Genomic DNA, 24,326 nt, shown 5'->3' on the forward strand with positions numbered 1-24,326 from the left:
TCACGCCGAGGAGGCTCACCGCCCGCCCCGCGGAAAGCGAGCATTGGAGGGGAAATCAACCACACCGAATTACTTGGTGAATAGCAACAAAGTATGCGAAAACAGCCATACAAAAAAAGATTAGCCGCTTCGAGCTAATCTTTTTGTTTGGAATTATTTCAATGGATCATTCAATACACTTTCCTCGAGTACGGAAAACTTATCTCCATACACTCTGGTTATGTGATTTTCCCCCCACGTACATAGTGAGGATAGGATACTTTCCAGGCTTTGCCCATATTCACTAAGTTCATATTCCACTTTAGGGGGGACTTGGTTGTAAACGATACGATTGATGACTTCGTCTTTTTCCAACTCCCTCAATTGTTGGGTCAACATTTTTTGGGTGATGTTCGGCATAAGGCGCTTCAATTCACTGGTCCGCTTTTTTCCGTGGGTCAGATGGCAGAGGATTACGCATTTCCACTTTCCGCCCATTACTTCCAGTGTCGCCTCAACTGATATATTGTATTTCTTTTTTTGCATGATTGGCATACTCTCCTTATTCTATAGGTACTAAAAGGTTCCTATATCACTTTAAAGTACGTACTGTTTTTTATTTGCATTATATCTCATAATAACATTTGCACGCCGAATTCCACTGTACCATTTATAAAAAAGTTGCTAAGGCAATTTCAATGATAGTACAAAATGACAAGAAGGAGAAGAGGATATGATTTCAAATAAAAATAAAAGTACATGGGCATTGCTGGCTTTAGCGATCAGTGCCTTTGCAATTGGAACAACAGAGTTCATCAGCGTGGGATTATTGCCGCTCATTTCTAAAGATTTACACATTACAGTTACGACGGCGGGATTGACGGTATCCTTATACGCCTTGGGGGTCATGTTCGGGGCACCTATCCTGACATCCCTGACATCGAATATGTCGCGAAAGACTTTATTGCTTTGGATAATGGTCGTGTTCATTGCCGGAAATGCATTAGCGGCTTCTGCAACCACTGTCGGTGTATTATTGATCGCACGTGTTATTTCAGCGCTTGCACATGGTATCTTCATGTCGATCGGCGCTACGATTGCGGCTGATTTGGTCCCTGAAAACCGCAGGGCTAGTGCCATCGCCATCATGTTTACAGGTCTGACGGTGGCAACGGTGACCGGAGTTCCTTTTGGAACCTTCATCGGTCAGCAATTCGGCTGGAGATTCGCTTTCATCATCATTGTGGCAATCGGCTTTATTGCTTTCATCGGAAACGGCATCCTGGTTCCATCCAATTTAAGAAAGGCTGCACGGACCACATTCCGTGATCAAATCAAATTGGTGACGAATGGCCGCTTGCTGCTAGTATTCATCATTACGGCATTGGGGTATGGAGGTACATTCGTTGTCTTCACGTACCTGTCGCCATTACTTCAGGAAGTGACAGGGTTTAAAGAAGGAACTGTGGCCTTGATTTTGCTAATATATGGAGTAGCAATAGCGATAGGAAATACCCTTGGCGGGAAATTCGCCAATCGCAATCCTATTAATGCCCTATTCTATATGTTTCTTATACAAGCCATTGTACTAGTGGCTTTGTCTTTCACGGCACCGTTTAAGATTGCCGGTTTAATTACGATCATTTTAATGGGATTGTTTGCATTCATGAACGTTCCGGGGCTTCAAGTGTATGTCGTCATGTTAGCGGAGCGTTTCGTACCGAGTGCAGTGGACGTGGCATCGGCCATCAATATTGCCGCCTTCAATGCGGGAATCGCCATTGGTGCCTACTTGGGAGGGGTGATTACGGATTCGATCGGACTGATCCATACAGCGTGGATAGGTGGAGTCATGGTGTTTGCAGCAGTGATTTTAACAGCATGGAGCCGTGCTCTGGAAAGTAAAGATCGTTCCAAGGGAACTGACAAAATAGCATAGGATTGAAAAAGTGATGCATGTTAGAAAAAGCATGCTATACGTTTAGAGTATCAATAACCAAGTATCATTGCATCCCTTCAGGGAATGATGGAAGGTTCCTTGAAGGGATGTAATGATACTGATACTTAAGCGCATTACGATCCTAAAAAACAATGAAGAAAAAATTTGGAGGTAGAGTATAATGGTGAAAAATTTACAAGATACAACAACGTTGCATAATGGCGTTAAAATGCCTTGGTTCGGATTGGGCGTATTTAAGGTGGAAGAAGGGCCGGAGCTGGTAAATGCAGTTAAAGTGGCCATTAAACATGGTTATCGCAGTATCGATACGGCTGCCATTTATGAAAATGAAGAAGGAGTCGGACAAGGGATTCGTGAGGGCATTAAAGAAGCCGGAATCTCCAGGGAAGACTTATTCGTAACTTCAAAAGTCTGGAATGCCGATTTAGGATATGAATCAGCAATTGCGGCATACGAAAAAAGCTTAAAGAAACTTGGCTTGGATTACTTGGATTTATATCTTATCCATTGGCCAGTGGAAGGAAAATATAAAGAAGCCTGGAGAGCGTTGGAAACTCTTTATAAAGAAGGAAAAGTAAAAGCGATCGGTGTGAGCAATTTCCAGATTCACCATCTTAAAGATTTAATGGAGGATGCAGAAGTGAAGCCGATGGTCAATCAAGTGGAATGCCATCCGCGTTTAACTCAAAAAGAAGTTCAGGCATTCTGTAAGGAACAAGGGATACAGCTTGAAGCGTGGTCACCATTGATGCAAGGTGAACTTCTGGATAATGACGTTTTACAAGCAATTGCGACCAAGCATGGCAAATCAGTTGCACAAGTCATTTTGCGCTGGGACATTCAAAACGGGATTGTAACGATTCCAAAATCCACTAAAGAACATCGTATTGTAGAAAACTCATCTATATTCGATTTCGAATTGACGGAAGAGGAAATGAATCAAATTGATGGATTGAACCAAAATCACCGTGTTGGTCCAGATCCTGATAATTTCGACTTTTAATCAAGTATGAAGGAGAGGGACGGGATATCCGTCATTCTCTTTTTTTAGGCTCTTTTCGTAAAGATTGTTGTTTTAAAACAAAACGATTTAAGGTTGATTGGAGCGCAAGTGCGAGACTCCTGCGGGAGCACCGCCCGCCCCGCGGAAAGCGAGCATCTGGAGGGGAAATCAACCACACCGCTTTACTTGGTAAATAGCAACAAAGTATGCGAAAACAGCTTTTTTTATTGGATCTCCGCATTGGTGGGGATGGAAATGCTGTTCCAACAAGATGATGTCGTTTACAATGAAAGATTCGGAAATCTGATTAGTTGACACAGAATAAATCAGATGATATAAATGCATGTGCATGCATTATATGAAAAAGGAGATAAAAAATTATGAATGATTTATTTTCACCTTATCGCATAAAAGAACTTGAACTTAAAAATAGGATCGTCATGCCGCCGATGTGCCAATACTCCGTCGAAGCGGAAGATGGTATACCAACAAACTGGCACCAGCAACATTATGTAAGCAGGGCAGTTGGAGGCACGGGATTGATTATCGTGGAAATGACCGATGTGGAGCCTGATGGGCGCATTTCGAATCGTGATCTTGGATTATGGTCCGACGACCAAATTGGAGCTTTCTCCAACATCATTAAGGAAGTTCATCAATACGGTGCAAAAATCGGGATACAAATTGCCCATGCAGGCCGTAAAGCGGAGGATGCCGAAACTCCGGTGGCACCATCAGCCATTGCGTTTGATGAAACGTACAAAACACCAAGAGCTTTAGCAACGGAAGAAGTGAAGGGAATGGTCGATAAATTCCGGGCATCGGCCAGAAGGGCTGTTCAAGCAGGATTTGACGTAATCGAATTACATGGTGCACACGGGTATTTAATCCACCAATTCACATCACCGCTTACGAATAAACGTGATGACGAATATGGAAAAGACCTGACTAAATTCGGAGTGGAAGTCATTAAAGCAGTGAAAAGCGAAATGCCTGCCGACATGCCTTTAATCATGCGCATTTCTGCAAAAGAGTACGTTGAAGGCGGATATGGCATTGAGGAAAGCATTGCCTTTTCACAAGTCTTTAAAGAAGCAGGAGTCGATATGTTCCATGTAAGTTCTGGAGGAGAAGGTCCGATTGGAGCAGACGGAAGACCGGGTACGCATGCTAGCTATCAAACTCCGTTGGCGAGGGAAATCAAAAAAGCTTTGGATATCCCCGTGATTGCTGTAGGTCGATTAGATGATCCGATTCTAGCGAATTCAATCATTGGCAATGAAGAAGCCGATTTGGTTGCCGTCGGCAGAGGAATGCTGCGAAACCCTTATTGGGCACTTGAAGCATCTAAATCTTTGAATATAAAAACGGAGATCCCTAAACAATATCAACTGGGATTCAAGCATTAATATCGATCTTTAAAACGCCGGCGAAAATTATATTCGCCGGCGTTTTTTTCATTCAGGCCCCATTGTGACTATTGTAGGGATTATTCGTTGTGATTGGATTTGGTGTATTTACTTAATAAATGTAAATAAATATAAAATTGAATAGTTTGTTGCATTTTTGCGATCGATCATTCGGGAAAATGGCAATAAAGCCCTAATAATCATTGCGAAAGCAATGCCCGTCATGGAATTTAGTGTAAGCCTTTTCAAATGCAATGTAACAGGATTTCCTTTATGGTTAAGAGTGGGATTTATACCTATAAATGGGTATTTCTCGATCTTGGATATTCAACGTGATGGAAGGGGAGCGAATATGTATACAGAGCGATTTGAAAATGCTGCTGAGTCCAATGAAATCGTAGGGGGAAAAGCTTTACATTTAATTAAAATGACGAAGTTGGGCATGCCCGTGCCTAATGGGTTTGTCATTAACAATGATTCATTCATGCATTTCGTAGAAAGAAATGAACTGGATTTACAAAGTGAAGCCATCCAGGCCGAGATTATGGAGGCGAGCATCCCGGATGACTTGTCAAGCACCCTGTTGAGCTCTTTTCATGAGCTGCGGGAAGACTATGCATCCGTGGCAGTCCGTTCCTCTTCGGGTGCAGAAGACCTGGAAGGGGCATCCTTTGCCGGTCAGTATGAAACATACCTGAATGTTAAAACGGATGAAGAATTCCTATCAAGGGTAAAAGGCTGCTGGGCTTCCTGTTTCGAGAACCGGGTTCGGCAATATACCGAAACCATTCATGAAAGTGCTGAAAAAATATCAATGGGCGTTGTGGTCCAAGGTATGATACATTCAGATGTTTCAGGAGTGATTTTCAGCCAGGACCCCGTTACGTACAATCCAGATCATATTGTGATAAATGCCAGTTATGGGCTCGGGGAGGCGGTGGTATCTGGTATCGTGACACCTGATACCTATTTGGCTAAACGTGATTGTACAAAGATCGAGAAAATCAAGGGCCGCAAAGAGCTGAAAATCATCTCCGGCTCCAAAGGCACGTTAGAAGCGGAAACCACAAAAGCGGAACAGGAGGCATATTGCCTCAATGATGCGCTGCTTACACAATTGACCGAATTGACACTGGAGGTGGAGAAGCATTATGGGCATCCTGTCGATTTGGAATTCGCCATTCAAGATCAAAAGGTATATCTCTTGCAAGCCCGCCCGATTACAACAGTGATCGAAGACGCTGAAGTCATTCCAGAAGCAAGGAAAGAATTTATTTTGGATCGGACTGATATGGAGGACTTTTGGGTTTTGATCGATTCAAGATTTCCTGATCCAATTTCCCCATTATTCGCATCCATAGTCACCCAACCATTTTATCAAGGAATGGCTAAAGCGGCAGAGGAACTCAGGGAACCGTCGGGATACATCCAAATGAAAGTCCATAACGGGTATTATTACGGAAAGCAAATCCACCTAGAAACGGACCCCAAGCAATTATTCATGGAAAACGAAAAGCTTATGGAGACCTTGTATCCAGATATGACGAACAGGATGCATGATATTATCCATGATCATTTATTGCCCATTTATCGATATATGGATGAAGAAACTTCGAAGGAATTCACGGCAGCCAAAGCGATAAGAGGGTTGGGTGAGTTAGAAGGGTTTTTCAAAGAGGTCTATTACTGGCATTTCATGATCGTCCTTCCGCTTGCGAGTATTACTATTAAACTTGAACGGCTATTCAAAAGCTTGCTGGGGACCGAACCGCCCCATGAACTCTACCAATCCATGGCTGGAGTGATGAATAAGTCACTGGAGTCCGATCGAATACTGTGGCAATTATCTTTGAAAGCGAAGAATGAACCTCAGTTGCTCAAGGTGATCATGGATGCCGATGAAGGAAATTTATCCAGGGATCTGAGCGCGTTTGGGAAAGGGAAGGATCTTCTGGAACGTGTGGATAATTTCGTCAATGTATACGGGTACAGATGTCTTAAGGCACATGATTTCGTTGGGGAAACCTGGATTGAAAATCCTGAGCATGTACTGCAAATCATTAAGAATTTCATCATCAATGGGTATGATTTCGATAAAGAATTCGAAACGGCATTAGCTGACGGGAAACGGATATACCAAAGGTTTTTAAATGGAATTGAAGACTCCGCTGAGCGGGACGAATTTAAAAAATATTATCAAATGGTCTTGGATGCTGCTGTAATCACGGATGATCATCATTTTTATATTGATGCCATGTTCGATGCAAAGGCACGTTTATACTTATTGAAAGTAAGTGAGCTTTTAGTTGAACAGAACGTGCTGGATGACGCAGAAGATATTTGGTTTTTATATAAAGATGAGGTCATATCCGCTTTGGATGCCCCCCACACTTTAAAGGAAACGGTATTGGAACGGAAAAGGCAATATGATTTACAGAGTAAAATGAAAACGCCATCATTTTTTGGGGAACCTACGGATGAAGAGCGTGCTTTCGTGGAAATGGTGTTTGGCTCATTGGAAGAAAACAAGGAAAATACGGCGAGTACGATTAAAGGAATTTCAGCATCCGGAGGAGTATGCGAAGGAAAAGTCAAGGTGATATCCGGTTTGCATGAAGCCTCTCATTTTAAAAAAGGAGATATTCTGGTCTGCAGGACCACGACACCAGTCTGGACGTCCTTTTTCCAGGATGCAAAAGCAATCATTACCGATACAGGCGGCATGCTGTCCCATTCTGCGATCATTGCCAGGGAATATCGGATTCCGGCAGTGTTAGGGACAAAAATAGGAACGGATCGCTTAAAAGATGGAGATCGTGTCATTGTCGATGGGAATACGGGAACCGTTACGATTATCGATGAGCAAGTCGAACAAAGTGCTGTTTGAAGGATTGAGGTGAAAGAATGGGCAGACAGAAAGAATTCCTGATGATTATTTTTACTTTAATGGCGGCGTTTCTCGTACCGATCAATTCAACAATGATTTCGATAGCACTGGGCTCGATTTCAGACTTTTACGGTTTGGATATCCACAGTGTCACTTTGGTCGTCACCATCTATCTCATTGTAATGGCTGTTACCCAGCCGATTGCGGGTAAACTTGGGGATTTATATGGCAATCGTAAAATCTATATAATTGGCATATTACTATTCCTTGCTGCCTCGATTGGATGCGGGCTTTCGCTAAATATAGGCATGCTTGTCGCTTTTCGATCACTGCAGGCCATAGGGGGCGGATTGCTGATCCCGAATGTCGTTGCCCTTATCCGGCAGACCGTTTCACGTGAGCGGCTCCCGGGGGTGTTGGGATTTTTCGGGTTGGGAATGGGTCTGGGGGCAGCGGTAGGTCCATTGATAGGATCGCTTTTGATTGCTGTAGCCAGTTGGAAAGCGATATTCCTGGTTAATGTCCCTTTTTTATTGGGGGCACTTGCTGGAGGCCTTTTTCTTTTACCAAAACTGCAGAAAAAGCATTCCCGACAGCCATTGGACATTATCGGTTCCATTTATTTAGCCGTTACGATCACTTTATTGATTACTTTAACTCATGCAAAATCAACGGCGATGTACATCGTACTCGGTATGGGGAGCCTTCTTTTCCTGGGATTATTCGTACGGAAAGAACGGTCTGTCCCGTCCCCGATTATAGACTTTAGCTTATTTAAGAGTCCTATATTCGTGAATGCCAATTTATCTGTACTGATCAATAATTTCACGATGTATGCGATTTTGTTGGTCATGCCGCTGATCATGACCACAAAAATGGATATTTCGGCTTCCATGAGCGGTGTCATGTTATCACTGTTCTCCATTTCAATGGCTATTAGCAATATGATAGGCGGACAGCTTAATCGGAAATACCCTTCGGAAAAGGTCATATTCCTTTCATTCGCCATCACGGTGATAACGAATCTATTATTCTTATTCGTCATCCAATTCCAGTCTCTTTTTTATCTAGCCGTCACACTTATCGTGAATGGGTTGGCTATCGGTTTAGGGCTTACAAGCATGCAGGTCGCTTCCCTGGAAGCCGTGGAGGAATCCGCATCGGGCTCGGCATCGGGAATCTTTTCGACCTTTCGATATTTCGGGAGCATCATCTCATCTACGTTGATAGGGATCATCGCCAATTATTCGATCCTTTTCGGTATCCTGATAGTGGCGGCAGTGTTAGGAGCCATTTTAACCAGGATGGTTTTTAGAAGCAATAAAAATTTGAGTGTTGAAGATAATTTCTGGAAATAAATACATGGCATGAAGGAATTTTCATCAACGATTCCATTACGTGATGTTGAACTGGAAATTTTGCTATAATGAAAAAGATAAATCAAACGATAATTCGAGGTGCTAATTATGGAAGAAATCAAAATCATTACAACTGAAGAAGTGGAAGCTAAGCTTGAGGCAGGCGAAGCGATGGAACTTGTCGATGTTCGGGAAGACGAAGAAGTGCAAGAGGGAATGATCGAAGGCGCGAAACATATCCGCATGAATGACATCCCGGCGAACCTTGACTATTTTGATAAAGAAAAAGAATATATTTTTATCTGCCGTTCAGGACGCCGCAGTGAAAATGTATGCCATTATCTTCAGGAACAAGGATATAAAGTGGCAAACATGGTTGGCGGAATGCTTGAATGGGACGGCGAAGTCATCGTTAAGTGAAGTTCTTCAAAAAGACCTGTCACTTTTGTAAGCGTAAATCCAAGAATGTGATGGCTTATTTGAATGAAGAGAGAAAAAAGATCATGGTTTGTTCACAATGCCGTGAATATGCGGAAAGACGCGCATATTTGAAAGCGTGAAAAAAAGAGCCCTTTCATCATGAAAGGACTCTTTTTTTCTGTATACACCCCTTGACGGGAATGCAAAAATGATATGTTAAAATAGGGTGCTGAAATCAGAAAATATAGAAAAAGGAGAGTGGAAGAATGAATGTTCATAAAATAGCGGTTATTGCGGGTGATGGGATTGGCCCTGAGGTAATTAATGAGGGGGTAAAGGTACTTAAGGAAGTGGCTGAAATTGCCGGGGATTTTTCTTTCGAGTTCACCTATTTTCCATGGGGCTGTGAATATTACCTGGAGCACGGCAAAATGCTGCCCGACGACGGACTGGATCAACTGATGAAGTTTGACGCCGTGTATCTTGGGGCTGTAGGTTATCCTGGTGTCCCGGATCATATTTCCTTACGTGAACTTCTGCTGAAAATCAGAAAGGGATTTGACCAATATGTGAATGTCCGACCAGTTAAATTGCTTCAAGGTGCACCCTGTCCATTAAAAGACGTGACTCGTGACCAAATCGATATGGTTGTCATCCGTGAAAACAGTGAAGGGGAATATTCAGGCGCCGGTGATTGGCTTTTTAGAGGCAAGCCGGAAGAAGTGGTACTGCAGACGGGTGTCTTTTCCCGAAAAGGAACGGAGAGGATCATCCGTTATGCGTATGAACTGGCGCGTAAGACGGGCAGGACGCTAACGAGCATAAGCAAGGCGAACGCATTGAATTATTCAATGGTTTTTTGGGATCAGGTTTTTGAAGAAATTGGACAGGAGTATCCGGAAGTAGAAACGAATTCCTATCTGGTCGACGCGGCAAGCATGTATTTTGTCAAACAGCCCGAACGCTTTCAAATCGTCGTCACCTCCAATTTATTCGGTGACATCATCACGGATTTAGGTGCTGCCATTGCCGGCGGGATGGGACTGGCGGCTGGTGCCAATTTAAACCCGGAACGGATTTATCCCTCGATGTTCGAACCGATTCATGGTTCAGCCCCGGATATAGCACATCAAGGCATCGCGAATCCACTTGCGGCCATATGGTCCGCCAGCCAGATTCTTGATTTCTTTGGGCATGAGATTTGGGGTGCGAAAATTTTGGACGTGATCGAACGGGTGATGGTCGATAAAAAGGCGCTGACTCCTGATATGGGCGGGGCAGCTTCTACAGAAGAAGTCGGGGATGAAGTTGTTGCCGTATTATCCGCGTTACAAACAAATCAAGTATAAACATCATGAAAAATGGGCATCCTGCACAATAACTATCATTATAGTAAAAGGGCGGGAGAGCCGATGATACAAGTCAAATTATTTGATTATGAGCATGAAAAGGATCTAGAGGACGAAATGAACTTTTTCCTTGAAGACATTCGCGATAATCAAATCGTCGATATCAAATATAATGTCGCCACTACAGGTGAGGAGGAAGAGGAACAGATTTACTGTTTCAGTGCGATGATCATCTATAAGAAAAAATAAAGGCCGGCCGGCAACTCCATCATTCAAATCAGACTACCTATTGCTGCAAGGCGGGCAATTCAAGGTAGTCTTTTTTCGTGTCGGGGGAGTATATTCGATGTGGGAAATTACGACGATGTCACTTCCCCGCCGTTAACATGAAGTGTATGTCCTGTCACAAAACGGGAATCATCAGAAGCGAGATAGACAAAGGTGGGAGCCAGTTCAAATGGCTGTCCTTGACGTTCCATCGGGTTATCGACTTGTGTCACTTCGTCTGCCGAGAAACTTGCCGGGATAAGCGGTGTCCAAAACCTTCCGGGCGCAACGGCGTTCACCCGGATGCCTTGATCGACAAGACTGTTTGCCAAGGCACGTGTGAAACCGATATTGGCCCCTTTAGTCGCCGTGTAATCAATTAATTGCTTATTCCCATTAAACGTCACGACAGAAGATGTATTAATGATGGAGGACCCAGCTTTTAAATGGGGAAGGGCAGCACGGGTCGTGTAGAAATGGGAATAGATATTGACTTTAAAGGTATCATCGAATTGCTCATCCGTAATATCAAGCAAGCTTAATTGCTGAAATTGAATACCCACGTGGTTACAGAGAATATCGAGCTTTCCAAATGTTTCGATGGTGTCTTCCACGATATGGATGCATTGCTGCTTATCCCTTAAGTCACCAGGCACCAGTAAGCAACGTTGTCCAAGCTCTTCAATTCTCGTTTTAGTCCGATTGGCATCCTCATGTTCATCCAGATAAGCGATGGAAACATCTGCCCCTTCTTTAGCAAAAGCGATGGCAGCCACAGCGCCAATCCCACTGTCTCCGCCAGTTATCAATGCGACCTTTCCGGTTAGTTTCCCGCTGCCCCTGTAATTGGGATTTTCGATGATGGGCCAGGGCACCATTAATTTTTCTACACCTGGCTGGCGGAATTGGCGTTGCTCAGGAACCGTGATGGGAACGTATTGATAACGGGTGATCTTTCCATAATTCGGATGCATGGGATAGCTTTCACCGGATGATTTCTTTTTCTTATCTTCTGCCATGAGGGGCGCTCCTAAAAAAGAATTTAGTCCGGATACTTTATGATGATCAGGTATATGCCGTGCATGAAGAACATGTATGGGGACGGGCTCGTTGCCGTGCAGCGCGAATATGCTGAAGGGTAGAAAAAAGTTTTTGGAGGCCTCGATATGCCCTATTATTATAGCGAAGAAGTAAAGATGTTATTGGTCGAACAATCGGATGAAAAAGTGGAGTTGTTATATGATTCCAACCCAAATACCTTCGAATTGCCGCTTATCGGACCAAGACCGCCCTATTATTATAACCCGCGATATGTGCCGTATTATCCCGTGATTTAAAGGTTACCATCGAAAGGGAAAATGGATGAAGAACGGAGTCCGCTGAATTGGGCTGCCTTTGTCTTTCAAGTGGACTAAATGCAGCCTCCATTCGACTCAAAAATTCCCGATCATAACAGATGACATTAGGAAAAACTGACTATATCCTTCTATGAATTTTACAAATACAGAGATAATGGTTAAAGTTATACATAATACACAGTGCGGAATGGTGTATTTGAAGGAGAGTGCCATTTTGGATAATAAAATGTTACAACTACTAGAAGATATACAGCAATCGGATGGTAGCCATATTTTATACTGTTTTAATGAATTGGAAGCCTACATTGAAAATGAGGCAACTTTCATCAAAGCCGGTGTTGAACAGGGAGACCATATCCTGGTCGTCGAAAATGACCGTATCTTTCCTTTCGTGTATAAGAAATTGCAGCTTCATTTAAACGAGGAGCAATTGGAGCAAGTGCATCTTATCAATAATTTTGATTTTTATTGTTTTCATGGAGACTTCCATCCTTCGACTATGGTTAATTATTTCTTGGAAAATATCGATATATACACTAAACGCAATCAGTACGTGCGGACTTGGGGCCATGTTGAATGGGGCCACGACGATCAAGCCAGCTTAGCGATAGGCGAATATGAAAAAGGAATCGACAAACTGATTGAGGAACGTGGATTGATTTCCGTTTGTGCATACGATGACTGCAGAATGCCTGCCGAGCTTAAAACAAACTTGATCAAGCATCATGGGGTCCTGATAACCGATGAAAAAATCACGATGTTAGCAAACGGATAAAAGGGGAGAGCCATTTGGAAAGTTTTACTGAACGGGTAATTACTATCATTAAACATATCCCTTCCGGTAAAGTGATGACATATGGTCAAATCGGACAGCTCGCCGGTAGTCCGCGCGGTGCAAGGCAGGTCGTAAGGATCCTTCATTCAAGCAGCAAAAAACATGACCTTCCTTGGCACCGGGTAATCAATGCCAAGGGAGAAATCGGCATAAAAGCGGAGGGCGCCGCAGAACACCAGAAAGCGATGCTCGAGAGTGAAGGCATCACAGTCACGGAACGGAATACCATTGACCTCGAAGCTTTTCGCTATCATCCAGAAATATTTTAAATGGGAAAGCCAGATAAAAGAGGAGGCGCGGGTGCGGACGAAAAAACCCAAGTAACGGACTTACGAAATCGAATTAAAAAGAGGCTGATCCAAGCGGATCAGCCTCTTTTTAGGTATTATGAACGGGCATGCATGGCAGCATTCATACCGGCTAGTCTTCCGGTTACTAATGCCGATGTGATATTATAGCCGCCTGTGTATCCGTGTATATCCAGAATTTCACCGCAGAAATACAGTCCGGCCATCAGTTTGGATGCCATTTCTTTTGGGTGTATTTCTTTGACGGATACGCCGCCGCCCGTGACGAAGGCCTTTTCTAGAGGCTGGGTGCCGTGTACTCCGAATTGGAAGTCCTTACATAGTTCTGCAAGGCGGCGGATTTTTTCATTTGATATCGTCGCTCCTTGTTCTTGAAGGTCGATGCCGCTTCGCTCAAGCAGAAAGTGAAGGTATCGTTCAGGAACTAAACCTTTTAAAGTATTTTTAATGGCTTTTTTCGGTTCTGCCTTGATTTCCTTCATAATGCCTTGAAAGACCTCTTCCTTGTTTCGGTCCGGCAGGGCATCGAGTTTCATTGTCACTTCCGACAGGTTCCATTTTTTCATCGCTTTCACGACGAATTGGCTGCATCTTAGAACAGCTGGGCCGGAGACGCCAAAATGGGTGAAGAGCATATCCATTTGGTGTGTGATCAGGGCCTTGCCCTTTGGGTTAAGGACACTCAATGAAACATCGCGAAGTGCGAGACCTTGGAGTGTTCGATCTTTAATGAATGTTTCCTGGCTAAGTACGGGAACTTCAGTTGGGAACAGTTCGGTAATCGTATGCCCCGCCTTTTTAGCCCATGCGTAGCCGTCTCCGGTCGAACCGGTGTGGGGAACTGATTTCCCGCCGACTGCAATCACGACTGCATCCGTATCGATGGTCTGTCCATCTTTTAACCGGACACCGCTTGTTTTTCCATGTTCATAGAGAACTTCCGCTACTGGAGAGTTCTTATAGATCGTTACTTTTAAATTAGACAGGCGCGTCAGAAGGGCATCCACGACACTTTGAGCTTTATCGTTGACGGGGAACATCCGGCCATGGTCCTCTTCTTTTAGGGCCACGCCCAATTTTTCAAAGAATTGAATAATGTCTTCATTATTGAACTCTGAGAAAGCACTGTATAGAAATCGCCCGTTTCCAGGGATATGCTGAATGATTTCATCGATTGAGAGCCTGTTCGTCACGTTGCAGCGTCCGCCGCCCGAGATGGCTAGCTTCCTGCCGAGCCTCTCGCCCTTATCCACTAACAGGACATGTGCCCCTTTTTCCCCGGCAGCTATTGCTGCCATCAATCCGGAAGGGCCGCCGCCAATTACCACTACATCATATTTCAAATTGATCACCACTTTATCATTTTCAGTCCCTTCATTATATAGCAAGAGCCCGTCAGATTGCGAATGTTGAAAAAAAGGAATTATTTGTTTGTGTATTATCTTCGAAAACGATAAACTTGAGTGTAGTTTTCTATAGAAAAAATACTTTATTATGATAAGATAAAGAGCGTGTGAAACGTAACTGACAGAGGCAGGAAGGGATTAGATGTCATCTAAGTTTTTAAAAGGGGCTTTTATATTAACGCTGGGAGCGATCATTTCCAAGGTACTTGGTTTATTTTACGTCATCCCATTTGAACATATGGTTGGGAATAAAGGGGCTACCCTCTATCAATATGGGTACGTTCCATATACCATTTTCATTAGCTTTGCGACGGCAGGCATGCCGCTTGCTGTTTCTAAATTCATTTCGAAGTATAATGCGCTCGAGGAGTACGCCGTCGGTGAGAAGTTATTTAAATCGAGCCTGAAATTAATGCTTGTCACCGGTTTTCTCGCTTTTTTGATTCTCTATACGATGGCACCGATGTTCACTGGGGTCTTTGGGGTCAGGCAGGAAGATGTCAAAGATGTCACGGAGATCATACGGGCAGTCAGCTTCGCCTTGATTTTTGTACCGTTCATGAGCATCATCCGCGGCTTCTTTCAAGGTCATGAGGCGATGGAGCCAACGGCCATATCTCAGGTAATCGAACAAATTGTCCGCATCGTGTTCCTTTTGGCCGGTGTGTATGTTGTTTTGAATGTCCTTGATGGAGAGTTAGTGAGAGCAATCCAAATCGCTACCTTCGCGGCGACTGTCGGGGCTGTCGGCGGTTTAGTGGTGTTATTTTGGTATTGGAAAAAACAAAAACCATATTTGGACAGCTTGATGAAGAAAGACCGGGGGACGATGGAAATTTCCCTGAAGGAAATCTATAAAGAAATATTTCTATCATCGATTCCTTTCATATTCGTCGGAATCGCGATGCCAATGTTTCAGTTTGCGGACTTATTGTCTTTCAATAAGGCGATGTCGTCCATCGGGTTGCAGCATGTCGCAGAAGATGCCCTTGGGGTGTTGAATGTATATGCCCAGAAGCTTGTCTTGATTCCGATGACGCTTGCAACCGGGTTTTCAATGGCGCTTCTCCCTTCGGTGACGAAGGCATATGTAAGCGAGGATTCAGAAGAGTTAAACCGCCAGCTGAACCAAGCTTTTCAAATTTTGTTGTTCATTACGATTCCGGCGGTCGTTGGCATGTCGGTGCTGGCCGATCCGATCTATAGTGCCTTTTACAGCCATGATCCACTTGGAATCAGTGTCTTGAAGGCATATGCGCCCGTTTCCATCTTGTTTGCGCTTTTCTCCGTTTCGGCGGCGATTTTACAAGGGATCAATCAGCAAAAATATACGGTACTCAGCCTGCTTTTGGGCTTTTTAATCAAATTGAGCTTGAATATCCCGTTAATCAAGATGTTTGAAACGGAAGGATCCGTTTATGCTACGGCATTCGGCTATTTGGCTGCTGTGCTGCTGAATTTATATGTCATTACCTACTTTACTGGATATCGTTACAGCCTTACCATCAGACGATCTGTTTTGATTTCCGTTTTTTCAGTGATAATGGGACTGGCTGCATGGGGCATGAATAGTTTATTATCGCTGTGGCTTACAACGGAAGGGCGATTCCAGGCGATTTTGATCGTGGCCGTTTGTGCAATTCTTGGAGCGCTCATTTATGCGGCGCTTTCCCTGAAAAGCAAACTTGCCCACCGTTTGTTCGGTGCCCGGATCGATCGGTTAAAAGCTAAGTTAGGATTATAAGCTGGAAGTTTGATGTGTAAAAAAAAGGGTATTGAATGGTGAATCCCCAAATTAAAATATCGTGGCCTTGCCTGTCATTAAAGTGGGCAAGGCTTTTTATGGAAAAGGCTTTAGGAGGAAATGATGAGAATTGATAAGATTTTATCCAATATTGGTTATGGCAGCAGGAAAGAAGTGAAAAAGCTCCTGAAATCCGGCGCCGTCAAGGTCAATGACAGGCTGGTCAAGGACCCGAAGGAACAAGTGGACCCTGATAGGGAAATCGTGACGGTTCATGGTGAACGGGTTGAATACAGGGAATTCATTTATTTAATGATGAATAAACCGCCAGGCGTATTGTCGGCAACGGAGGACAACTACCAAGAAACGGTCATCGACATCTTGGAGCCGGAAGATTCAGTTTTCGAGCCATTTCCTGTAGGCCGTCTTGATAAGGACACAGAAGGTTTATTGCTGATCACGAATGACGGAAAGCTCGCCCACCAACTGCTGTCCCCAAAGAAACATGTCCCTAAAACATATTTTGCGGTCATTGATGGTGAAGTGACGGAACGGGATATCGAGGCATTCCGCAACGGCGTGACCTTGGATGATGGATACGAAACGAAGCCAGGTGAATTGAACATTTTAAAATCAGGTCTGACATCCGATATCGAGCTGACGATCATGGAAGGGAAGTTCCATCAGGTGAAGCGGATGTTTGAGGCCGTTGGCAAACGTGTCGTCTATCTTAAGCGTCTATCCATGGGAAGTTTACAGCTTGATGAGGAACTGGAGCTTGGTGAATACCGTGAGTTGACGGCAGAGGAGCTTGAACAGTTAAAGGCGGGCCAACCGGCTGAATGATATGTGGAAATAAAAAATGAGGCGGACAAAAAATTGTCCGCCTCAAAGTTTTTTTACATATCGATCTTGTTCGGGTGGTCGTTCTTTTTACGATGACATCTTCACCTTTTTACTTGTTGTCGTCCAAAGGCCTCGGCTTGGGCTTTGAACAAGGTCATTGTATGCTAAGACATTTAAATCGCGCTGCACAGTTCGAGGAGTGATGCCAAATTCTTCTACAAGCTCTTGAGTAGAAACCGTACCGTTATTACTAATGAACATATAAACGGATTTAATACGGGTTAACATGCGATTTGTTGAAGGTTTCAAAAAATCACTCCTTATTCTTTTCATTGTTATTTTGAACAAATGAAAACAACCGATATGTCGGACAGCATTTCAGCTGTCACTATGTACTTGCTATACCCACCCTATAACTCCTCGGAAACATTTAGAAAAAATAAGATGTCATTAGCTTCATTCTACCCCTTTGCAAAAGCAAATTCTAGGGAAAAATACTAATTGACTAAATATTACATTTATTATATCAAATTTTAACAAAATTATTCTTTATACATATACAAAATTAATAAAGAGTTGTTCCATTTGTTCTTGATCTTATTTTGCCAATACAGGACGTTAAATATGCATTTCGAGATTCGATATGTCACACAACACGAACGTTGACTTTTATGGCATGTACAGGTTACTTTACGTAAAATGATTATAAATCGTAATTATTACGCTTTGTGTATGAATAGGTGCTTGATGGCTTGCGGTTACGATGTCATAATGAGGTATCGGGCCGTATAGATTTTTCATACATATCTAAAAGGATTTAAATATAAACCAATTCGAGGTAGAGCCATATGAACGAAAGATTAATGGAGTTTTTATTGCGCGACGAAGTAACCAGACTTTCTGGCGTCAAAAAACAAGTGTATGAATTCATCGTGAACGAAGAAGATTATCTTGCATCGAAGGCGGATACAGTCGATCAATTCATGAGATTGCTTGTAAAGCATTCACCGCCCAGGCTCGCTGCCCGTCATTTCAATATGCCCTACGGGGAAATCATTCGTTTCATGAATGAAATAGAAGATGAATTGAATGAGAGATTGGAGGAAAGATGCAAGAAAGTAAAATGGATGGACTTCACGGAAAAGGATCAACAGGCATTTGTGGAATATCATAGAAAGTTATATCTATTCGTAAATTAATAGGTTCATGAAAATGCCCCGGTATGAAAGGGCATTTTTTATTTGTTCGGAACCGTTAAATGGGAACCCGCTATGAATGGACCATAAGAGCAAGAATGAGGACGATTTGGAGCCGGATTGATTGTTAAAATGAGAACAAATAAATTTTAGGAGCAAATAGTATGACTAACATAAAGGAATTCAATGAATTACACTTTTCGAACGACCTGTTGATATTGGGGAATGCCTGGGATCTATTATCGGCCTTGATTCTCGAGAAATCAGGATTCAAGGCAATTGGAACGACAAGCAGTGGAATTGCCAACTCCCTTGGTCATCCTGATGGCGAAATTGATTGATTTTGAAAGACATTTAGGTATCATTAAGCTTATTGCGGATCATGTGAAAATTCCCGTCACTGCGGATATTGAAGCAGGCTATGGTGAAACCGCAGAAAAGATTGTCGATAATGTGTTAAGGACGGCAGACGTCGGTGTAGCCGGGATCAATATTGAGGATTCGCTCAAAAAACAAAAAGGGCTAAGAGATATATCCGAACACTGCAGCCTACTAGTAAAAATAAGAGAATCGTTGGATAATAATGGGTATGAAGATTTTTACATCAATGCTAGAACAGATACTTATTTTCAAAAAGAAAATCCTCTTCAGGAAACAATAAAGCGGGCAAAAGCGTATGTGGAGAGTGGAGCAAGCGGAATATTCATCCCTGGATTAACGAACCATGATGAAATAAAGGAAATCACTTTGAATATAGGTGCCCCCCTTAATGTATTATCTTTGCCTGGATTAACGAATGGTAGGAGCTTGAAGAATTAGGCGTGAAACGTCTCAGCTTCGGAAATGCCCTATCCGATAAAGTCATTGCATTGTTAGAAAGAGATACAGCACGAATAGTAGAGCTAAATGACACCTCACATTTATATGGGAACTAAAACCTGAAAGGATGCGGAGTATAATGGCTGATGCTATCAATCTTTCCTTTGAAGAAATGTGGGAGAAAATCATTGCCTGCGACCCTAAATATGACGGATTATTCTTTACGGCTGTAAAGACTACAAAAATATACTGCCGCCCTTCATGCAGGTCAAGGAAGCCGAAAAAAATAAATGTGAAATTCTATCATGATATCGATGAAGTCGAAAAGGCTGGCTTCCGTGCTTGTAAAAGATGCCAACCGGAAGTTGATGATTCCCCGCAGATGCGACTTGTCAGAGATGTCATCGCTTTTCTGGTAAATCAGTATAACCAAAAGGTGAAGTTAAAGGATATTGCCAACCATGTCGGTGTAAGTTCCTATTATCTGGAGCGGCTATTCAAAAAGGAAACATTAGAAACTCCCCGTTCCTATTTGGAAAAAATAAGAGTCGATAAAGCGGCATTTCTTCTAACAAGCACAAGTCTAACGAATCTCGAGATTTCCCTTGAAGTAGGATTTCAAAGCCCTTCGAACTTTTATAAGGTATTTCGCCGTTTGAAACATTGTTCTCCCAGTGAATATCGAAACATGTAGGAAAAGGGGAATTGAAAAAAATGGGGTGGGAGGCAGGCATCCGCTTCCTTCTATCTAGGAGGTCTTTATATGGGTAAATTATATAAATTAGATTATGAATCGCCGATTGGAATAATCGAGATATCAGGAACGAATGAGGTCATCTGTTCCATAATGTTCGCTGAAAGGGATATAAAGATAAATATTATGCAAGATCAAACGCCCAAGGTTTTGGTGGAGTGCTTTCGTCAGCTTGATGAGTATTTCAAAGGTGAACGCAGGGAATTTACATTTCCTTATTTACTTGAAGGGACCATCTTCCAAAAAAACGTGTGGAATGCCTTAACAGGAATTCTGTATGCTAACACGGGTTCGTATAAAGACATCGCCGTTACAATCGGTAATGAAAAAGCCATAAGGGCAGTAGGGAGCGCAAATGGCCGGAATAAGTTAAGCATCGTGATTCCTTGTCATAGGATAATAGGTTCAAATGGGAAATTAACCGGTTATGCGGGTGGCTTATGGAGAAAGGAATGGCTCCTTCAGCATGAAAGGAATCTAAAGTAGGATACTTGGCTCAACTTTATGGGAATCGGCAGGACCCAGTCAGAGTCAAAGCCATGAAATTAGCTTGAGTTTCACTCTCCATTGATGGAGGACGCAGTTTTTTTATTTCAAGTTGCAGTTGATTTGAGAAATTCACTCCCTTTCCGCCGACTGTCTGCCAAGCCTCCTCGACGCAAGCGTCTGTGGGGGCTTGGCTAGCCAGTTATTCGGCAGGAGTGTCGCAAATTTCTTCAATCCAGTGAGTTTACCTGCAGATTTTTTCTAAAAAAACATTCCAGTTGATTGGAACGGAAAACGCGAGACTCCTGCGGGAAAAGCGAGTCCAGGGGGAGACCCCACAGGCGCAAAAGCGCCGAGGAGGCTCCCGGACCGCCCGTGGAAAGCGAGTGCCTGGAGTGGAAATCAACGTTGTGATGAAGGTGAAGCTTTGGGCCAATTGGTCCTTGAACATCATTTATTATGGATTTCCCCGTCATTTGTTAAACCGTTCTTCGTTCCAAATGCATTGGGCATTCGCTGAACCCCTTTTGTCTACAAACTGAAAAACGGGAACTATACGACTGTATAGTTCCCGTTTTTTCTTTCTTTTAAGAAAGAATCAATTGTGTGTCGGTCTCTTTAAACGAAGAGATGAAATCATTATGTAAATGATCGTCAGTGATGATGTAATCGATTTTATCCAGTGGCGATATGCCGATGGTCACGTCTTTTCCGAACTTTGTGCTATCAGCGGCAACATATACTTCTTGAGATAAATCAATGATTTTTTTCCGTGTATTCGCTTCTTCTAAATTATAGTCGGATATGCCTTTTTCAATGGTTATGCCACTCGCGCAAATGAATGCTTTTGAAATATTCAACTCACTAAAGTTGAATAAGTAGTCAAATGCAACAATGGACTGTTCATTTCGCCTGACTTTCCCGCCTATGATCAAGATCTCAATATCGCTATGGATGAGCTCGTTTACAACAGGGATCGAACTGGTTATCACCGTCAGTTTCTTTTTCTGTTTTATATATTTAGCGATTTGATAGGTTGTCGAACCACTATCGATATAAATGCAATCCCCATCGTCGATATACTCACTGCATTTTTGGGCGATGGTTTCCTTTTCTTCTAATTGACTGAACATCCGTTCATCTATTGTCGATTCTCCAAACTTCGATTGAACCAGCTTAACGCCGCCATAGATTTTTTCTATTTTTCCTTGCCTTGTAAGAAGGTTCATATCCCTTCTGATGGTTTCTATGGAAACTTGCAGTTCTTCAGTAAGCTCGGCAATCTTCATAACTTTTCTAATCGTTAATAACTCGATAATCTTCTTTTGCCTTTCAAGAGGAAGCATAAGTTTCACCCGCCTTCTTCATATCTTTCTTTCTGATATTCATTTTAAGTGTACTGTGTACCATGAATATATTCAACAAGTAGATGATAAAAATATCACTAGTTGGTCAAGAGTTAGTATGGAGTTGGTAAAGAAGTGTTCAATATTTACAGAGTATTTACAAAAAACTCAAATTCGTTTTACAAACGGCTTTTATACTAAGGGTGTATCAAAGGAGGTGAACGGTTTGCTAAAATTACAAAATATTAGCAAGCAATTCGATGGAAAATCAGTTTTGGATAATATAAATCTTGAAATTAAAACGGGGGAGATCGTTTCACTATTAGGACCAAGTGGAAGCGGCAAAACTACTTTATTACATATAATTTTGGGCTTGACGGGCATCAATCATGGGAAAATCATTTTCAATGATGCCGATTTGAGTAACGTGCCCATGAAAGACAGGGGATTTAATATCGTTTTTCAGGATTACGCTCTTTTCCCTCATTTAAACGCCTATGAAAATATCGTTTATGGATTGAGGAACAGGAAGGGATCCGTTTCCAAGGAAGAGCTTCAGGAATACATCGATTTCCTGGAATTGACACCGCATTTGAAAAAAAGGATCAGCGAATTATCCGGGGGTCAGAAACAAAGGGTTTCGATTGCAAGGACTCTTGTAATGAAACCGAAGATTCTATTACTTGATGAGCCACTGAGTGCTTTGGATGGTGTGATCAAGGAATCGATAAAGGAACGCATCAAATCCATTGCCCGGGAATATAAGCTGACGACAATCTTAGTGACACATGACCCGGAAGAGGCTTTGACGATGTCCGATAAAATTTTGATCATTAATCAAGGGAATATTTCTCAATTTGGATCACCACAAGAGATCATCAATCAGCCAGCCAATGATTTTGTTAAGCAATTCATTCTTAAGCAACTGGAGATCAAGAGAGAAAATATTTATAACTTATTCGGTGAAAAGTATGCCTGATGTAAAACCGGCAATGAGAGTCATATATATACCTATCTTACTGCTATTTGCCGCTTTTCTTTTCTTGCCGCTTGGCACATTGTTCGTCCGTTCTTTTGAATCGGCTGATGGAATCAATCTCTCGAATTATCTAACAGTGCTTTCAAATGCAGAGCTGATGAAGTCATTTGGAAACAGCGTGAAAGTCTCGGGTCTTACAGCCGTCATTACGACCGTTTTAGCCTTTTTCCTGGCCTATTCCATCCATTGCACACAGGTTTATAGGCCATTAAAAAGTGTAATTAAAACAGGGATCCTAATTCCGATGCTGCTGCCGACAATCACATTCGGGTTTGCGATCATCTACTCTTTCGGCAATCAAGGGATCATAACGAAGATTTTTGGAAGGAATCTATTCGATATATACGGATTTAATGGATTATTGATAGGTTATGTGATTTATACATTGCCATCAGCTTTTCTTCTCATTAATAATTCCTTCAAGTATATGGATAAAAAGTTCATCATCGTTTCAAAATTAATGGGTGACGGAACGATAAGAAGTTTCATGAATACGATCATACGGCCATTGGCGGGAACTTTGGGTGGAGCTTTTGTACTTTCCTTCATCTTGAGCTTTACCGATTTTGGGATACCGGCTTCAGTCGGCGGTACTTACTCCGTTGTTGCGACGCAACTGTATCAAGTCATGCTAGGTTCAATCCCTGATTTCAATAATGGTGCAGTGATTGCCATTCTCATGCTCATTCCGGTAGTATTCAGTGTTTTCCTATTAAACTATCTCGAAAAACTGAACTTTCATTATGATAAGTTCAGCGATATCGAATTGACGCAGCACAAAGGCAGGGATATATGTTTTGGGGGTATCTCGCTGCTGGTCTTAATAGGGATGTTTTCAGTATTTGCGGTCATGTTCATTGCACCATTTTTAACTAGTTTCCCTTACGACCTCTCGTTCACCTTAAAGCACTTTATCGACACATTCCAATCGGGCGATTTAACGGCAGTCTATAGGAACTCCTTATTCGTCGCCTTGATGACGGCCGTACTGGGAACGTTCATCGCCTTTAGCTCGGCTGTTTTGAACGTCCGGACGCCCCTTAAGGGGAAATCGTCAATCGATGTCATTTCGATGTTGACGAATACAGTACCGGGAATGGTGTTAGGTTTATCTTATTTGCTGCTGTTCAACGGCAGCAGCTGGAAGGGGACCTTTGCCATCATCATTCTATGTAACATGGTCCATTTCTTTACGACACCCTATTTAATGGCGAAGAACTCTTTATCCAAAATGAACCCTGCCTGGGAAACCACCGGGAATCTATTGGGGGACAGCTGGATCAGGACAATCTATCGAGTCATCCTGCCTAACTCGGCATCCACTGTCATCGAGATGTTCAGCTACTATTTCATCAATAGTATGGTGACGATCAGCGGAATCATCTTTTTGGTCACCGCCCAAACCACATTGGTGGCCAGTAAAATTAAGGAGCTTCAGCATTTTGCCAAATTCAATGAAATATTCATCCTGTCTTTACTTATCTTTTTTACAAATCTACTCGTGAAGCTGCTTTGTGATCATTATCAAAAACGACAATTCAAACATTAATGAGGGGG

General features: G+C 42.6%; 23 protein-coding genes and 1 pseudogene. 19 read left to right on the forward strand and 5 right to left on the reverse strand.

The window, feature by feature from the left end; genetic code table 11:
• Window positions 1–153: 153 nt before the first annotated feature.
• Complete coding sequence (locus tag ACFRAK_RS03180) at window positions 154–525, reverse strand: winged helix-turn-helix transcriptional regulator (protein ID WP_192206160.1); 372 nt, start codon at window positions 523–525, stop codon at window positions 154–156.
• Between the two features lie 187 nt (window positions 526–712).
• Here ACFRAK_RS03180 and ACFRAK_RS03185 point away from each other — a divergent pair, with 187 nt between their 5' ends.
• The 8 genes from ACFRAK_RS03185 to ACFRAK_RS03220 all read left to right on the forward strand — a co-directional run bounded on the left by ACFRAK_RS03185 (window position 713) and on the right by ACFRAK_RS03220 (window position 10,614).
• Window positions 713–1,918 carry an MFS transporter gene (locus ACFRAK_RS03185; RefSeq protein WP_387600985.1) on the forward strand — a complete coding sequence of 402 codons (1,206 nt, stop codon included), beginning with the start codon at window positions 713–715 and terminating at the stop codon, window positions 1,916–1,918.
• A 181-nt stretch (window positions 1,919–2,099) separates the two neighbouring features.
• Entirely contained in the window at window positions 2,100–2,942 is an 843-nt protein-coding gene (locus ACFRAK_RS03190) for an aldo/keto reductase (protein WP_260285519.1), read from the forward strand.
• Window positions 2,943–3,322: 380 nt separating this feature from the next.
• Window positions 3,323–4,351, forward strand: coding sequence for an NADH:flavin oxidoreductase/NADH oxidase (locus ACFRAK_RS03195; protein ID WP_387600989.1), 1,029 nt, complete (start codon window positions 3,323–3,325; stop codon window positions 4,349–4,351).
• 352 nt (window positions 4,352–4,703) lie between these two features.
• Window positions 4,704–7,238: a PEP/pyruvate-binding domain-containing protein gene (locus ACFRAK_RS03200; protein WP_387707795.1), complete on the forward strand. Its 2,535-nt coding sequence runs from the start codon at window positions 4,704–4,706 to the stop codon at window positions 7,236–7,238.
• A gap of 17 nt (window positions 7,239–7,255) precedes the next feature.
• The gene (locus ACFRAK_RS03205) at window positions 7,256–8,596 is read left to right on the forward strand and encodes an MFS transporter (protein WP_387600995.1); all 1,341 of its coding nucleotides are present in this window, start codon (window positions 7,256–7,258) and stop codon (window positions 8,594–8,596) included.
• 108 nt (window positions 8,597–8,704) lie between these two features.
• Window positions 8,705–9,016, forward strand: coding sequence for a rhodanese-like domain-containing protein (locus ACFRAK_RS03210; RefSeq protein ID WP_034309364.1), 312 nt, complete (start codon window positions 8,705–8,707; stop codon window positions 9,014–9,016).
• Between the two features lie 266 nt (window positions 9,017–9,282).
• Window positions 9,283–10,365 carry a tartrate dehydrogenase gene (locus ACFRAK_RS03215; RefSeq protein ID WP_394571288.1) on the forward strand — a complete coding sequence of 361 codons (1,083 nt, stop codon included), beginning with the start codon at window positions 9,283–9,285 and terminating at the stop codon, window positions 10,363–10,365.
• A 63-nt stretch (window positions 10,366–10,428) separates the two neighbouring features.
• Window positions 10,429–10,614: a sporulation protein Cse60 gene (locus ACFRAK_RS03220; RefSeq protein WP_048682016.1), complete on the forward strand. Its 186-nt coding sequence runs from the start codon at window positions 10,429–10,431 to the stop codon at window positions 10,612–10,614.
• Window positions 10,615–10,721: 107 nt separating this feature from the next.
• Here ACFRAK_RS03220 and ACFRAK_RS03225 read toward each other — a convergent pair whose 3' ends face one another.
• Entirely contained in the window at window positions 10,722–11,651 is a 930-nt protein-coding gene (locus ACFRAK_RS03225; RefSeq protein ID WP_394571289.1) for an SDR family oxidoreductase, read from the reverse strand.
• 147 nt (window positions 11,652–11,798) lie between these two features.
• On the opposite strand from ACFRAK_RS03225, the gene ACFRAK_RS03230 reads away from it, so the two are divergent.
• The 3 genes from ACFRAK_RS03230 (at window position 11,799) to ACFRAK_RS03240 (ending at window position 13,094) form a co-directional block, all read left to right on the forward strand.
• Entirely contained in the window at window positions 11,799–11,969 is a 171-nt protein-coding gene (locus ACFRAK_RS03230) for a hypothetical protein (RefSeq protein WP_260285513.1), read from the forward strand.
• Between the two features lie 235 nt (window positions 11,970–12,204).
• Complete coding sequence (locus tag ACFRAK_RS03235) at window positions 12,205–12,765, forward strand: MEDS domain-containing protein (protein ID WP_387602138.1); 561 nt, start codon at window positions 12,205–12,207, stop codon at window positions 12,763–12,765.
• Between the two features lie 14 nt (window positions 12,766–12,779).
• Window positions 12,780–13,094, forward strand: a complete 315-nt coding sequence (locus ACFRAK_RS03240; protein WP_387706042.1) for an MGMT family protein — start codon at window positions 12,780–12,782, stop codon at window positions 13,092–13,094.
• A 116-nt stretch (window positions 13,095–13,210) separates the two neighbouring features.
• On the opposite strand, the gene ACFRAK_RS03245 is transcribed toward ACFRAK_RS03240, so the two are convergent.
• A complete protein-coding gene (locus tag ACFRAK_RS03245) occupies window positions 13,211–14,476 on the reverse strand; it encodes a BaiN/RdsA family NAD(P)/FAD-dependent oxidoreductase (protein ID WP_394571290.1) in 1,266 nt (421 codons plus the stop codon).
• A gap of 205 nt (window positions 14,477–14,681) precedes the next feature.
• Between ACFRAK_RS03245 and ACFRAK_RS03250 the strand changes: the two genes are divergently transcribed.
• Together ACFRAK_RS03250 and ACFRAK_RS03255 are read left to right on the forward strand one after the other, a co-directional pair.
• Complete coding sequence (locus ACFRAK_RS03250) at window positions 14,682–16,283, forward strand: putative polysaccharide biosynthesis protein (RefSeq protein WP_192206149.1); 1,602 nt, start codon at window positions 14,682–14,684, stop codon at window positions 16,281–16,283.
• 123 nt (window positions 16,284–16,406) lie between these two features.
• Window positions 16,407–17,129, forward strand: coding sequence for a pseudouridine synthase (locus ACFRAK_RS03255; RefSeq protein WP_387706047.1), 723 nt, complete (start codon window positions 16,407–16,409; stop codon window positions 17,127–17,129).
• Window positions 17,130–17,216: 87 nt separating this feature from the next.
• On the opposite strand, the gene ACFRAK_RS03260 is transcribed toward ACFRAK_RS03255, so the two are convergent.
• Entirely contained in the window at window positions 17,217–17,438 is a 222-nt protein-coding gene (locus tag ACFRAK_RS03260; RefSeq protein WP_034309346.1) for a DeoR family transcriptional regulator, read from the reverse strand.
• A 539-nt stretch (window positions 17,439–17,977) separates the two neighbouring features.
• On the opposite strand from ACFRAK_RS03260, the gene ACFRAK_RS03265 reads away from it, so the two are divergent.
• The 4 genes and pseudogenes from ACFRAK_RS03265 to ACFRAK_RS03280 all read left to right on the forward strand — a co-directional run bounded on the left by ACFRAK_RS03265 (window position 17,978) and on the right by ACFRAK_RS03280 (window position 20,384).
• Window positions 17,978–18,328, forward strand: coding sequence for a hypothetical protein (locus tag ACFRAK_RS03265; protein WP_192206148.1), 351 nt, complete (start codon window positions 17,978–17,980; stop codon window positions 18,326–18,328).
• Between the two features lie 161 nt (window positions 18,329–18,489).
• Window positions 18,490–19,260, forward strand: a pseudogene (locus tag ACFRAK_RS03270) (isocitrate lyase/PEP mutase family protein).
• A gap of 23 nt (window positions 19,261–19,283) precedes the next feature.
• The gene (locus ACFRAK_RS03275) at window positions 19,284–19,838 is read left to right on the forward strand and encodes a bifunctional transcriptional activator/DNA repair enzyme AdaA (protein WP_394571291.1); all 555 of its coding nucleotides are present in this window, start codon (window positions 19,284–19,286) and stop codon (window positions 19,836–19,838) included.
• A gap of 69 nt (window positions 19,839–19,907) precedes the next feature.
• Window positions 19,908–20,384: a methylated-DNA--[protein]-cysteine S-methyltransferase gene (locus ACFRAK_RS03280; protein WP_387602157.1), complete on the forward strand. Its 477-nt coding sequence runs from the start codon at window positions 19,908–19,910 to the stop codon at window positions 20,382–20,384.
• Between the two features lie 587 nt (window positions 20,385–20,971).
• Here the strand turns inward: ACFRAK_RS03280 and ACFRAK_RS03285 are convergent.
• Window positions 20,972–21,730, reverse strand: a complete 759-nt coding sequence (locus ACFRAK_RS03285) for a DeoR/GlpR family DNA-binding transcription regulator (protein WP_387602620.1) — start codon at window positions 21,728–21,730, stop codon at window positions 20,972–20,974.
• A 226-nt stretch (window positions 21,731–21,956) separates the two neighbouring features.
• On the opposite strand from ACFRAK_RS03285, the gene ACFRAK_RS03290 reads away from it, so the two are divergent.
• Window positions 21,957–22,709, forward strand: coding sequence for an ABC transporter ATP-binding protein (locus ACFRAK_RS03290; RefSeq protein WP_387602160.1), 753 nt, complete (start codon window positions 21,957–21,959; stop codon window positions 22,707–22,709).
• Complete coding sequence (locus ACFRAK_RS03295; RefSeq protein ID WP_394571292.1) at window positions 22,702–24,318, forward strand: ABC transporter permease subunit; 1,617 nt, start codon at window positions 22,702–22,704, stop codon at window positions 24,316–24,318. Before ACFRAK_RS03290 ends, ACFRAK_RS03295 begins: the two co-directional genes overlap by 8 nt.
• Window positions 24,319–24,326 lie beyond the last annotated feature (8 nt).

Source organism: Peribacillus sp. NPDC056705 (assembly GCF_043656335.1).